Source organism: Clostridium sp. LIBA-8553 (assembly GCF_057782465.1).
Genome location: NZ_CM173489.1, coordinates 114,565 through 128,298, shown reverse-complemented (window position 1 = coordinate 128,298; position 13,734 = coordinate 114,565). Strand labels below are relative to the sequence as shown.

The 13,734-nt window shown below is 30.1% G+C and carries 10 protein-coding genes and 1 riboswitch; of the genes, 1 reads left to right on the top strand and 9 read right to left on the bottom strand.

Features of this window, described 5'->3' with window-relative positions; translation table 11 throughout:
- Window positions 1–146 precede the first annotated feature (146 nt).
- The 5 genes from AC2JAQ_RS00530 to nagH all read right to left on the bottom strand — a co-directional run bounded on the left by AC2JAQ_RS00530 (window position 147) and on the right by nagH (window position 8,544).
- Complete coding sequence (locus tag AC2JAQ_RS00530; protein WP_488457398.1) at window positions 147–1,004, bottom strand: ATP-binding cassette domain-containing protein; 858 nt, start codon at window positions 1,002–1,004, stop codon at window positions 147–149.
- Window positions 1,005–1,018: 14 nt separating this feature from the next.
- On the bottom strand, window positions 1,019–1,789 hold the full coding sequence (gene cbiQ / locus AC2JAQ_RS00525) for a cobalt ECF transporter T component CbiQ (protein WP_488457397.1): 771 nt from the start codon (window positions 1,787–1,789) through the stop codon (window positions 1,019–1,021).
- Window positions 1,776–2,084: an energy-coupling factor ABC transporter substrate-binding protein gene (locus AC2JAQ_RS00520; protein WP_488457396.1), complete on the bottom strand. Its 309-nt coding sequence runs from the start codon at window positions 2,082–2,084 to the stop codon at window positions 1,776–1,778. The genes cbiQ and AC2JAQ_RS00520 overlap by 14 nt, the downstream gene beginning before the upstream one ends.
- Window positions 2,084–2,827 carry an energy-coupling factor ABC transporter permease gene (locus AC2JAQ_RS00515; protein ID WP_488457395.1) on the bottom strand — a complete coding sequence of 248 codons (744 nt, stop codon included), beginning with the start codon at window positions 2,825–2,827 and terminating at the stop codon, window positions 2,084–2,086. Before AC2JAQ_RS00515 ends, AC2JAQ_RS00520 begins: the two co-directional genes overlap by 1 nt.
- A 301-nt stretch (window positions 2,828–3,128) precedes the next feature.
- Window positions 3,129–3,328, bottom strand: a riboswitch (cobalamin riboswitch).
- 332 nt (window positions 3,329–3,660) lie between these two features.
- Window positions 3,661–8,544, bottom strand: a complete 4,884-nt coding sequence (nagH, locus tag AC2JAQ_RS00510) for a hyaluronoglucosaminidase (RefSeq protein ID WP_488457394.1) — start codon at window positions 8,542–8,544, stop codon at window positions 3,661–3,663.
- A gap of 543 nt (window positions 8,545–9,087) precedes the next feature.
- On the opposite strand from nagH, the gene AC2JAQ_RS00505 reads away from it, so the two are divergent.
- Window positions 9,088–9,477, top strand: a complete 390-nt coding sequence (locus tag AC2JAQ_RS00505; RefSeq protein ID WP_488457393.1) for a hypothetical protein — start codon at window positions 9,088–9,090, stop codon at window positions 9,475–9,477.
- Between the two features lie 79 nt (window positions 9,478–9,556).
- Here AC2JAQ_RS00505 and AC2JAQ_RS00500 read toward each other — a convergent pair whose 3' ends face one another.
- From AC2JAQ_RS00500 to AC2JAQ_RS00485, 4 genes are all read right to left on the bottom strand, one after another.
- Complete coding sequence (locus tag AC2JAQ_RS00500; protein ID WP_488457392.1) at window positions 9,557–10,408, bottom strand: MurR/RpiR family transcriptional regulator; 852 nt, start codon at window positions 10,406–10,408, stop codon at window positions 9,557–9,559.
- 151 nt (window positions 10,409–10,559) lie between these two features.
- A complete protein-coding gene (locus tag AC2JAQ_RS00495) occupies window positions 10,560–11,456 on the bottom strand; it encodes an ROK family protein (RefSeq protein WP_488457391.1) in 897 nt (298 codons plus the stop codon).
- 158 nt (window positions 11,457–11,614) lie between these two features.
- Window positions 11,615–12,067: a NanQ anomerase/TabA/YiaL family protein gene (locus AC2JAQ_RS00490; RefSeq protein ID WP_488457390.1), complete on the bottom strand. Its 453-nt coding sequence runs from the start codon at window positions 12,065–12,067 to the stop codon at window positions 11,615–11,617.
- Window positions 12,068–12,174: 107 nt separating this feature from the next.
- Window positions 12,175–13,692 (bottom strand): sodium:solute symporter family protein, encoded by a 1,518-nt coding sequence (locus tag AC2JAQ_RS00485; RefSeq protein WP_488457389.1) that lies wholly within the window; start codon window positions 13,690–13,692, stop codon window positions 12,175–12,177.
- Between the last annotated feature and the right edge of the window lie 42 nt (window positions 13,693–13,734).

The following is a 13,734-nucleotide window of genomic DNA, read 5'->3' as shown; positions in this document are numbered from 1 at the left end:
AACATTTTTTACTAAAAAATTTTAAGAATACATTTATATTTATGCTAACTTAAAGTTTATTTAGTATAAAAGGTTTATATCAAAGCTACTTATTTCTATAATTACTCTGATATAAACCTTTTTACTTATTTCATCTTATTTAATTATTAATCCTTAAATATTTTAATTTTCCAAGAATTTATTGTTTTTCTAGCTTGTCCGATAGTCAATGATAATTCATCAAATACAAAGCCATCTTTTTCTTTTAAAATTTCCATAAGATGTCCAATTCTAGGTAATCTCAAATTAACTTTTCTTATAGTCTCCTTTTTAGAAAATACCTCTTTAGGATTTCCGTGTAATATTACTTTTCCTTCTTGCATAACAAAGACATTATCACAATATAATGGCACAATATCTATATCATGAGTTGCTATTATTATTGTTATTCCAAGCTCATTTTGCATTTCCACCAATAACTTCATTATTTCGGAAACGCCCATTGGATCTAAACCTGCCGTTGGCTCATCCAATATTAAAACCTTTGGTTCCATAACTAGAACCCCTGCAATTGCTACTCTCTTCTTTTGACCAAAGCTTAAACAATGAGTTGGTTTATTTTTTAGATGTTCTATACCAGTTCTTTTTAATGCATTATCTACTCTTCTTCTAATTTCGTCCTCTGGTAGTTTCATATTCACAGCCCCAAAGGAAACATCCTGGTATACACTGGCTGAAAAAAGCTGATTATCAGGGTCTTGAAAAACAATTCCTATAGATTCTCTAAGTTTCATAATTCCTTTCCTAGAGTAATCAATTGGATTATTTTCAAAAAGTATTCTTCCTGAAGAAGGCTTTAATATACCATTAAAGTTTTGAAATAAAGTAGATTTCCCTACACCATTTCCTCCTAATATAGCCGTTACTTCTCCTCTTTTTATATTCATATCTATACCCTTTAGAGCATGAGTTCCATCTGAATAATTATAATTAAGCCCTTCTACTTTTAATATATAGTCTTCCATAAAATCCTCCTACTCTACTTAATAAATATAGCTATTCCTATAAAAATCAGGTTAATGATTATAGTTAAAATGTAAATGTAGCTCCTTTTTTGAGGTTTTTCTTCTAAAACCTTAAGCTCCCCATTATATCCTCTAGCCTCTAAAGCTGTATACAAATCATTAGCTCTTTTAAATGAACGTATAAATAATGTTGATGCAAGAGCTCCTAAAGATTTATACGATGTTCTTATATCTCTATATCCTAACCTTGAATTCTGCGATATAAACATCATTTCTGAGGTCTCTAAAATTATAAATATAAACCTATATACTAAGCTTATTAATTCTATTAAAAAGCTTGGTATCCTTAGCTTTGATAAAACTGATATTACATCTATCATTGGTGTTGTCAAAGATATAAAATATAAACAACTCAGAGATCCCATTACCTTTAAAAACATATTAATTCCTTGAAAAATTCCACTTTTAGAGACTCCAATCCATCCATTGAAGAACTTAATTGACACTAGAAAAGTCTCTCTATTTAATGAATAACTTATAACTATTGTTAAGATACCTATTATTAAAAAAGCTATTGGTACCATCATCAATTTTATAAAAACACTTAATTTTGTTTTTCCAACCTTAGTTATTAAAAAAGTCATAAGACTTATTACAAGCATAGAAACAATACAATTATTTGCCCAAAGGCATACCCCTAAAGTTATCAACGCAAAAAACATCTTTTCTGCCGGATTAATAACTTTTAATTTTGATGAATAAGCATATTTATCAATGTTTATCATTTACTTCGTCGTTCACTTTCTTTTTACCCTTTAAATAACCTAATCCAAACCCAATTATTCCAGCTCCTATAGCTGCTTGTAGAGCAAATAATAAACTCTCTATTTCTCCACTTGCAGGTTCAAATATAGGTGAAAACCACGGTTCATAACTTTCATCTATTTGTGTTATTGCTTCTTCTGCTTGATCATCAGATCCACCGAACTCACCATTCTTAGCCACAAAGAAAGGTATAATTGTAATAAATACAACTAATAAAATTAATATTACATTAGTTACTACTCTTTTATTTTTCATTATTTTACCTCCCTTGAAATAATATTAAGTTCCATTAAATCATCTTTTGCATAGTTTTCTATTGTGTTAAATATTATAACAGTTAATATTCCCTCGCTTATAGCTAAAGGAATTTGAGTTATAGCAAATATACCCATGAACTTCATAACTGAAGCCATAACTCCACCAACTTCTGCTGGGAAAGCTAGTCCTAATTGAACTGAAGTAACCATATATGTTGCTAAGTCACCAAGAGCTGATGCTAAAAATACTCCTAACCATGTTGGTCCATTAAGTTTTTTCACTAATTTATAAAGTCCATATGATACTAAAGGTCCAACAACAGCCATTGAAAAAGTATTAGCTCCGAGAGTTGTAAGTCCTCCATGTGCTAAAAGTAATGCTTGGAATAAAAGAACGATAAGTCCTAAAACTGATGCTGCTGTAGGTCCAAATAATATTGCTGCAAGCCCAACCCCTGTAGGATGTGAGCAACTACCTGTAACTGATGGAAGCTTTAATGCTGAAAGCACAAAAGCATAAGCCCCTGCCATAGCTAATAATATTTTTAGTCTTGGATTATTTCCAACTTTTTTCTTGATAGAAAATAGTCCTAATACTATAAAAGGTATAGTTATAACACCCCATGCTATACACCACTTAGGTTGTAAAAATCCTTCCATAATATGCATAGCTGAAACACTTCTTGGTATTAATAAGAACATTAATAAAAATCCTAAAAATACTTGATTCTTTTTTGACATAATAATTCTACTCCTTAAATTATATTTTTGTTTTGTATCTCCATTCCTTAAAATAGGCTTCTATTATCTTTAGCCTTAAAAGTCTTATCTAACGCCCTTACTACTTTTACTAAAAATCTGTAAAAGCAAATATATTACTCCTACATAATTTCAAGTAAGTAAAGATATACATTCCCTGCTCTTTTAAGATAAAAATTTAATTCTAAAAATAAAAACCCCTAGACATTGCGTCTAGGGGCTATAAAAATTCTAAAAAAAATATAACTTACCAAAGCACAACACCTCCTATTTCCCGTAGGATTTGATGTTTTAAAAACAGGCAGGTCTTCTGGCTTAAGTATCATCACCTTTTGTAACCTTCCCAAAACCTTATGTTTCAGTGGTTTTAAATACAAAAGACTCCTCTATTACAGCGGCGGGACCGCGTGGGATTTAAACCCAACTTCCCTTTTAATGGATAGTTTTCAAGCTAACTATCTAACCTATTTCTAAATATTTAATTTAATAATTCATTAACATTATATAGTATAAAGAATTGATTTACAATTAAACTATATAAATTTTCATAGAAACTATGCCCTATACAGCATTATTTTCGAAGTTTTTTCCTTTAAACTAAAATATAATTTTGTTTACCTTTTCTTCAATTAATTTTATTTTATCTTTTCACTTAAATTCATTTTATGAAGATATTTTTGAAACTAAAAGGGATCATATTTAGATACCAAATCACAATTTATAACACTAACTTTTAGATTAATACTATAAACTTGATTTTAAATACCTATATGATCCCTTAAATTCTAAAATTTAATTTTACCCTAAAAATTATCTTAGTTTAATATTCTATGATTTATAAAGCTTATTTCATATTCATCAACAACTCCATCTTTATTTAAATCAAGAGAAGTATTATTACTTCCATAGTTTCTAGAAACCATTGCTAAGTCACCTATATCAATCTTTCCATTACCATTGAAGTCTCCTGTACTTTCCTCAATTATTAGAGAGTTGAAGATTTCTATTGCACTATTTAAAGCTTCTTTAGCTGAGTTTATTTCCTCTTGAGTAGTATCTTCCTTATTGAATATTTCTTCAGCCTTATTGATTTCATTTGTTAAAGCAGCCTTAGCTCCTTTATGGTATTCACCAACTTCAAAACCTTCTACAGCCTCTTCTACTAAGGATTTACCTTGGTTGATTAAAGCTTCTAAATCTGCTTTATCAACTTCTGGAATATCTTTAACTAAAGCTTTTATTGAAGCATCTAAGTCAGATACTATTTGATTTATTTGCTCTTGAGTATAATCTGCTCTATTTTTATCAGCTTCATTAGCAAGTGCTAATTTTTCACTGAATCCAGCCCATGATTCAGCTGTGTAATCTTCTTCTACTAAAGAATTTCCTAAAGCTAAGACTTCATCGAAAGCTTCAAAATCAGTTGCTCTTAAAGCTAATCCTTCTTCTGCCTTGCTTAATTTTTCTAAAGCCTTGTCTATTTTCTTTTGAGAAGAATTAGAATCATCTAAAATATCTTTTGCATTATCTAATGCTTCTTTTAAAGCCTCAAAACTACTTAAAGTATACTCATCTCCATTTAAATCAACAAGTTCATCATATTTTGCTCTTAAAGCATCGTTCACTGGGAACTCAAACTCTTGATTTAAAGTTATTATTTCATAAATGTTTGGAGCAACATCTGTCCACTCAATCTTTATTTCATAAATATTGCTATAATCACGATTTATGAATTCATTTAAGCTATTACTTAATGTACCTAATTGAACCCATTCATCAGTTACATTCTCACTGCCATCTCCAACTCTAGCCATAACCTTAGCATTAGATATTGAGCTTCCATCTTGAACTATAGTAACCTTTCTAACATCAGTTTTCTCTGATAGACGATAAGTTATGCTTCCTTCATTTATCTCACCATTATTAGTATTAGGTTTGTATGAAGTAGTTAAATCTCCATCTTTTAAATTCTTTGGAGCAAACCCTCTTTCTTCAATTGGATTTGAAATATAAGTTGGGTCATTTACTGTAGGAATATACTCTCCATTGTTTATCATAAGCTCGTTTATAACAGTCCAACGATGTCTATATGGAGCAGTAAATAATATTCTTACATATCTAGCCTTTTGATTTAAATTAGCTCCTTCAACATAAGCACTATCTATTGGAACTATTCCACCTGATTGGTTTCCATGTATATATCCGTTTTCTAATGGTTTAGCATACATATCATCTACACCATTTTCTACTCCATCTCCAATAGTAATTGCATCTGTCCAAGTTTCACCATCTAAAGATAATTGGATTTTACCATCTCTTATATGGTCAATCTCAGTATCTAATACAACATACTTTAAGTTATCTACAAGTATATCTTGTCCTAGGTCATAAACTATAGTATCTCCAAATTTAGGAGCTCCATTAAACTTAACACTTGTTTTTAAGTCTCCATCTACAGCTTTTTTCGCTCCAGTATCCCCAACATAAGCTTCAACTAAAGATGGTTCATAAACCTCAGTTGAATTAACCTCAAACTTAGTTAAATTAAAGTTAACAGCCTCATTGCTTGTATTTAATAACCTTACATATCTTCCATCTTCTAAAGTGTTAAGGTCTGTTATATCAGTCCATTCAACACCATTCATAGAGCTTTGTAGTTTTAATCCTGTATCATTTGAAACTTCAAAATTAATAGTACTTAAATCCTTAATACGATCTAATTCAACACCAACATACTCCCCAGTATTTAAAGTTATATTATCTAATGGCAATAACTTAGTTACATCTTCCTTAGCTAAGGATAATAATTCTATCTCTGTATTTGTATATACATTCTCTTTATTTCCTGCGCTTTCTAATTCATCACTCTTTATTCCAAACTCTGAGAAAGTAAGCCACTTATTAATATTCTCCATATTAGTAAGTCTTACATATTTAGCTGAAATAGGAGTTTCAAATGATTCTTCTATGACATCCTTACCAGCTGGAGCACCTGTTTTATCATACTCCTTAATAGTTGTCCAATTTTCATTATCTAGTGAGTATTCAAGTTTAAATTTATTCCACTTATCAGAACTTCCTCCACCATTTTTTCCTATTACAAATCTAATTCCATCAAGCTTGATTTCTTTACCTAAATCTAAACCAATGAATTCTCCTGCTAAAGATGTGTCTCCATTAGCTGTTCTATACCAAACGCCAGTGTTATCATCACCGTCTAAAAGATTAGTTTCATTTCCTTCATAAACACTCCAAGATTCACTTCTTATTAAACTTGGATTAAAGTCTATACCTGAGTTTGAATCCTCTTTCTTATTTACATTAATATCTCTAACACCTAACCAAGTATTTTCTCTTGCCTCTGTGGCTATTAAGCGAACTCCTCTAACCTTTAGATCTAAGTTTTCTACCTTTACAGCTTTAGGCATTGTATATTCAACACCTTCTTCTAAATCAACCCACTCTTTTCCATCAACAGTATATTGAATTTTAGCTTTTTGCATTGTATCATTTGGGTTTGAATTAGCTCCCATTAAGAATTCAACATTATTTAAAGTTATAGGATTACTGTACTTAACCCCTACATAAGTTCCAACCTCTACTCTATTTGGATTCTTATATACTATTTCTGTTCCAGCATTATTATCAAAAATATTATCTGGGTTTCCTGATTGAGAATCTTGTCTATTACTTATATACGTTGCTATTACTTTATTTGGATCTACAATTGAGCCTATAACAGCTGATAAGTTCTGTCCCATATGCTTTATAAATGGAACAATATGTTGAACTCCAACCTCCGCATATTCAGTGTGATCTACATAGTGGAAACCATAAGTTTTTGATTTTTCAAAGGCACTTTGAGCTTCTGAGTAATTAACCCAAGCCTCTTCATCATCACCATCTTCAACTGCGATGGCTGACTTTAAGTATCCTATAGCAGCATTCGTTGTATCTTCCCAGCAATTTAACCAGTATATTATTTGATCTCTAGTACGTGGATTTCCTGGATTATTTTTATAGTATTCAGCCGCTTTTTGAAGATTTTCAAACTCTTCTATTAAGGCTAATGCATCTTCTTTAATACTAACACCACTATCATATTTATTCTTAAACTCTGTTAATTTAGGTGCTAAATCTATTGATTCCTCTAGTTTAGTAACACGACTATCCATATTTTGATTTATCATATGTTTACTCATTTCACGTAATGCTAATGAAGAATTAGTTTCCTCAGCAGTTCCATGATCCATGTACTTAAATGAGTCATGCCAGTTTTGGTCAGCTTGCTCCTTATTATCCCATATATTCCATGCATAATCAGCTACAGCAAAAAGAGCTGATTTGTTAGCTTCTGCCTGTTGCATAGGATTTAGAACAATACCATCTATTTTACTTGGGTCAACACCTGGATGTAAGAATGTATCATTTCCTCCCATTATTAGGTGCTGTTTTGAGTTATCTGAACAAGGCCAGTTAATCCAGAAGAACGGGGCTCTTCCCGGATTCCCCTCTGTTGTAATATTATTCATGAAGTTATTAGCAAAGTTCTCATCTACTTCTCCCCAAATTCTGCCTCCAGTCATAACAATACTTACATTGTCTTCAGCTTTATTTAATTCTTTTAGCTGAGCTGAACTTCCATTACCATAATAATCTGATGGGCAAAACATTAAATCAGTTTTTAAGTCTGGATAAGTATCTTGCTGTTCTTCTAACCATCTTGTTAAATCAGTAAGAAGTTTAACATACATACTAGCTCCTTGAGCTGGTGCTGCAGCATCGTCAGCTAATATAGCAAATTGTCTAACATCATTCTCTAAAAGCTGAGCAAATTTAGCCTTAATTATTCCTAAATCCTCTTGGTAATTTTCCTCTGTATCAAATCTCACTGGACTACTCATAAATGGATGTAGAGCATATACATATCTATTCTTAGTTTCATTACCAACTTGAGCTAACTTTTTAATTTCAGATAATTTTTCTTCTGGATATAACTCTCTCCACTTACTGTTATGATAAGGATCATCCTTAGGAGCAAATACATATTGGTTTAACTTATAGTCTCCACCAAACTTCATAAGTTCTGCTCTATCCTCATTAGACCAAGGGTTTCCATAATATCCTTCTATAAACCCTCTATGAGCAACTTCTGCATAGTCATCTGCTCTGAAATTTTGAATCATCTTATCATCTTCTAACTGATTAAATACATGCTTTAAAGTAGTTACTCCATAGAAAGCACTATCTGTATCTTCACCTATTACACCTATTACCCCATCTTTAACAGTTACTATATTTGAATCCATCTTCTCATCAAAAAAGCTCTCTTCATGAGGTACATTATCATTAAAATAATTGTCAACAAATCCTCCTGACTCGTTAATACCTACTAAGAAGTTTGTTTTACCTGGTACTATTTCATTTGAAACAGTAGCTTCTAAATTGCTAGATTCTAAAACCTCATTAACACGATTTTTAGTATAAATATCAATACCTTCATCATATACGATATTTATTTCATCACTTAATTGAAATTCTCCTCCACTATAATTAATTTCTTGTGGCTTTGGATAGATTTCATAAAAATTTTTAGTTGTTCCATCAGTTGCAAAAACAACTAAATTTGACGGTAAAACACTAATTGTCATTGCAGCTAATGCCGTAGATGCTATTATTTTTCTAATGTTTTTCTTCATCTTCTCTCCCCCTCTTAATCTTACTATTTTTACATAATGTACTTAAATTGTAATTGTTTTCCTAGAAATAGTACATGTATTTTATTTACTTCTTATGTTTATTACTGATTTATTTATAAAAAAATAGCCTTTCTTTTGAAAGGCTATTTAAATTAAGTTTATTTTTACTTAATGTCAAATATAAATCTATTTATTTTTCTTGCTTAAAGCTTTATTTATTTTCTCTATCTTTTTTTTCAATAAAATAAAATATACTCCAAATAACAATAAATATAACTATACTCATTTTTCTTTCCTACTAACAGTATATAATCTCCCAATATCTCCTTAAATAGATTTTGACTATGTGGTTACTTTTCATGTCTAAGTGGTATATATGTATAATTTAAATATTTCTAAAGAATCTTTTCTTTTTCTTTAGAAATATTTATATAAAATTTAAGGTCTTTGTAACTATCATGTTACTCTCTTTCTCTATTTAATTGTTAAAATTTTGTGTATAATCAATACTATAGGAAGAATTTTTAGAGGGGGGTATTATTAATGAAAAAAAGAAACATACGTACTTTAGATGCTTTTGTTTACTCTTTATTTATTTTTATGACTATGGTTACACTATTTATAATATATAAAGATGTCCCAAGTAAAAGTGCTCTTACATTCGTTACTGCTTATGCTATACTTGCAATACTGATTCCTTTTTATATATTAATAAGAGTGTTATTTACAGTGAAAAAATTTACTTTTGAAGAGGTAAAAAAAGAAGGATTCAAATTTGTAATATTTTTTATAAGTATTATGATGCTTGGGTTAATAGGTAACTTTATGCTACAATTACCTAATTTAAGACTTAGCAAAATGTTACTTTCAGCACTTACTTTTGCTTTTGGAATAACATGTTTTGATATAGTATTCTCTAAAAGAACAAAGTAAAAAGAGTTAGGAAACTTACCTAACTCTTTTTTATTAATCTATTAGAACTAATTACTTTAACTTAAATCAAAGTAAATATTTAATTATCAATATTTAATCCTTCAATAGCACTAGTAGTCTTTATCTTCTTCTCAACAGCTTCACTAAACATTTCTTTAATTACTTCTGTGTAAAGTAAATCTAGTAAAAATATTTGTGGTATTTTTGAAGAGATAGATCCAGTTTCAAAAATTGTTTCAGCTGATGTATATGTAAGTTCATAATCAGCTAGCTTTCTTAATAGATTATCACTATCTTCAGTTAAAGTTATTATGTTAACTCCGTTCTCCTTAGCTTGTTTAACTGTTTTTATTACTTCTTTAGTTGTACCTGAGTTTGATATAGCAACTATTACATCATCTCTATTCATTATAGATGACATAATAACCATTGTATGGCTGTCTGTTATAGGTACAGTTGTAAATCCAATTCTCATGAACTTATAGTTTATATCCATAGCTGCTATACCAGAATATCCTATACCTATGAAATAAACTCTTTTAGCATTCATTATGAGATTTTTACATTTGCACATTAAATCAACATCAATATTTCTAACTGTCTGCTCTAATATGTTAGTAGATGATTTTAACATCTTATTTGCAGTCTCTGTAACACTTTCATCTCTATGAACATGCAAGTTTATAATACTTGTATTCTTCTTATTAGAAAGCTCCTTAGCTAAAGTAACCTTAAAGTCTTGAAATCCATTAAATCCAAGTTTCTTTGTAAATCTTGTTATAGTAGCTTCTCCAACTCCAGATTCCTTTGCTATTACAGATATGGATTTATATATAATGTTGTCTAAGTCTGATTTTATATATTCAATTAATGTCTTTTCTGATTTAGTCGCTTTAAATTTTGGATTTTCTAGTTGTTCTAATATCCCCATAAAATACCTCTTACTGTTTTAATATTTTGACTCAGCTCTATGTTTATATTGCATCCTTATCTAATAATTAATATATAATAAGTAAAAACCAATATACTCTAAATCAAAGCTAATATTCTATATTTCAAGTATATCATTCTTAATAATCAAATTACAAAGATGGCTGCTTAAAGTTTTCTTTAAAATTATAAAATGCTCCCTTCATTCCAGCGGTATTTCTAAGCTTTGCAAAGGCTATATTAGTATTATTATAAACTGATTCTATCAAATACTTTCTTAAACTCTTTTCTATTAGAGGTCTAAAAACTTCTTCTCTAGCCATTATTCCCCCACCTAAGACAACCACTTCAGGATTTATTAAATAGACTATATTTGAAATTCCTAAAGCTAAATTATCAGCTAACTTTTCAACTTCCTCCTTACATATTAAATCTCCATTTTCATAGTTATCTAATACATATCTTCCATCTATACTACTAGCATCAACATCCTTTCTCAAAGCCACATTCTTAACCAAAGAACTGGCTGATGCAATATTTTGAATATGCTCTCCATTAACCATCATGTATCCTATTTCTCCAGCAGAATTACTAAATCCATGAAGTATCTTTCCATCTATAATTAGAGCTCCCCCAATTCCTGTTCCTATTGTTAAACAAGCCATTGACTGGGTGCCTTTACCAGCTCCCCCAAAGAATTCTCCTAAAGCTGCACAGTTTACATCATTCTCAACTAAGCAAGGTAAACTAAATTCCTCTTCTAATATCTTCTTAACTTCAACTCCAGTATAATTAGGTATTGTTGGACCAGCATATACAATCTTTCCTTCCTTAGGACATACCATTCCTGCTGTTGATACACATATTCCACTTATATCATTATGAATCTTAATCTCACTGATAATTTCTTTAACCTTATCTATTATACTTAGTCCACCCTTATAAGCTTCAGTATCTCTATCATTAATCTCTAACAATGTTCCTTCATCATTTATAACTCCATACTTTATACTAGTTCCGCCTATATCTATAACTGCAAATAAACCCATACATATCACCTCTATAAAAATTAATATCCTCTAGAACTTATTATAAGCAATAAAGGCTGTATCAAAAATAACTTAAAATAAAATTATAAACCTGGACAATTATTTTGATTTCATGGTTTATTATTTTAAGTTTTGATACAACCTCATAAAATAAAATACTATAAAATTACTTTATAAATAGCTTTTTTAACATCTGAAGGCTCATCATCAGCCTTTAAGCAAGTCATGTGTATATCTTCTGGATAGCAAATAAGGAAATCTCCTTCTTCTAAAACAACTGTGGAATTTTCATCTCCTTCAAAAGCTAAGAAATCATCCTTTTGTACAAAATCTTTAAACTCTAAATTTTCTTTAAAGTTAAGATCGATTCTTTCCTTTCCACTGAAAACCACATGAACATCTATATATTTTTTATGACCCTCCCAAAAACGGTCTTCTTTATTTTTTGTAGTGTAATTAACTCTATTAAAGAACAGCTCTTCACCTTTTATTTCATGAGTACCTGGCTCAAACTCTATTACATTATTGTTTTTTGCATGTAATAAAGCTTCCTTAACAAGCTTTGGTAGATAATCATAACTTTCTAAATTTATTAAATTGCCGAATATCATTTCATTCACCTCTAAAAACAATGAATTTTAAAGTAGTGTTGATCTTTAAATAGATGGTAGGAACTACTCAAAAATCAACACTTACTCTAATTGAATATTATCTATAACTATCCATTTACAACTTCATTTTTGTCATAATAGACTGTTGCTTCATTTAAAGTTTTTTCATCAACTAATTGAGATTGAGTCATTAGTGAAACTATCATTCCAACTATAACTGAAACTCCTATTGATATGATTGAGTATGACCAGATACTTACGTCAAATCCGCCGTATTTACATACTATAACAGCAATTGCTGATGCTATAAATCCAGCATATGCTCCTGCTTTTGTAGCTTTTTTGAAGAATATTCCTAATACGAAGATTCCTGCTAAAACTCCAAGAACAAGTCCCATAAATCCATTAAACCATTCGTAAGCTGAGTTTACTCCACCATTTGCAAGGATTACTGCCATTATTATTGAAGCTATACCAACACCTAAAGATATATATTGAGCAACTTTTGTTTGCTTTTCCATTGACATATCTTTTGTTATAAAGTTTTGGATATCTAAAGTCCAGCTTGTTGCAACTGAGTTTAATCCAGTTGAAAGTGTTGATTGTGCTGCTGCATAGATAGCTGCAAGAACTATACCTGTTATACCAACTGGTAATTGGAAAGCTATATATGATGCAAAAATTTGGTCTTGTTGAGCAGTTTGTAATAACTGTGGATTTTGATTATAGAAAACATATAAAGCTGTTCCTATTAAGTAGAATACAGTTGCTACGAATAATGATAATACTAAGTTACCGTAAGTCATTTTCTTTAATTGTTTTATATCTGTAGTTGTAGTAAACCTTTGCACTATATCCTGACTTGAAATATATGATGAGAAAGTATTTAATCCTCCTCCAACTATTAATAAGAATACACTTGTTTTAAATATGTTCGCATTAAATATTGGCTCTGTTGAAGCTAGGAATTTTCCACCCTCAGTTAATTCGCTCATGATAGCTCCAAATCCACCATTTATTGTTGAAATTAAGAATATTAATGAAAAAACAATACCTGCTATAAGTACACATCCTTGAATAAAGTCTGTCCATAATACTGACTTTAATCCACCTGTATATGAGTAAATTATTGCTATTACGCCCATTGCTACGATAAGTAAATAAACATTTATGCCTGTAAGATTTGCTAATACCATTGATGGTAAGTACATTATGATTGCCATACGTCCTATTTGATAAATAATGAACATTATAGCTCCAAGAATTCTAAGTCCTTTATCTTTATATCTTATTTCTAGATATTCATAAGCTGTATCTATATCTAGTCTACTATAAACTGGTAAGAAATATCTTATTGTAAGAGGTACTGCCACAAACATACCAAGTTGAGCAAACCACATAATCCAAGTTCCCTTATAAGAGTTACCAGCTAATGATAAGAATGAAATCGGACTTAATAAAGTTGCAAATATAGAAACTGAAGTAACCCACCAAGGAATAGTTCCGTCACCTCTGAAGAATTCTTTACCTTTCATCTCTTTCTTAGAGAACTTTAATCCTGCATAAAGCACAGCCCCTAAATAAACAACTAGTACAACTAAATCAAACTTCGTAAACCCTTGCATACCAATTCTCCCCTCTTAAATTTTTTATGTAGGCTAACCTTA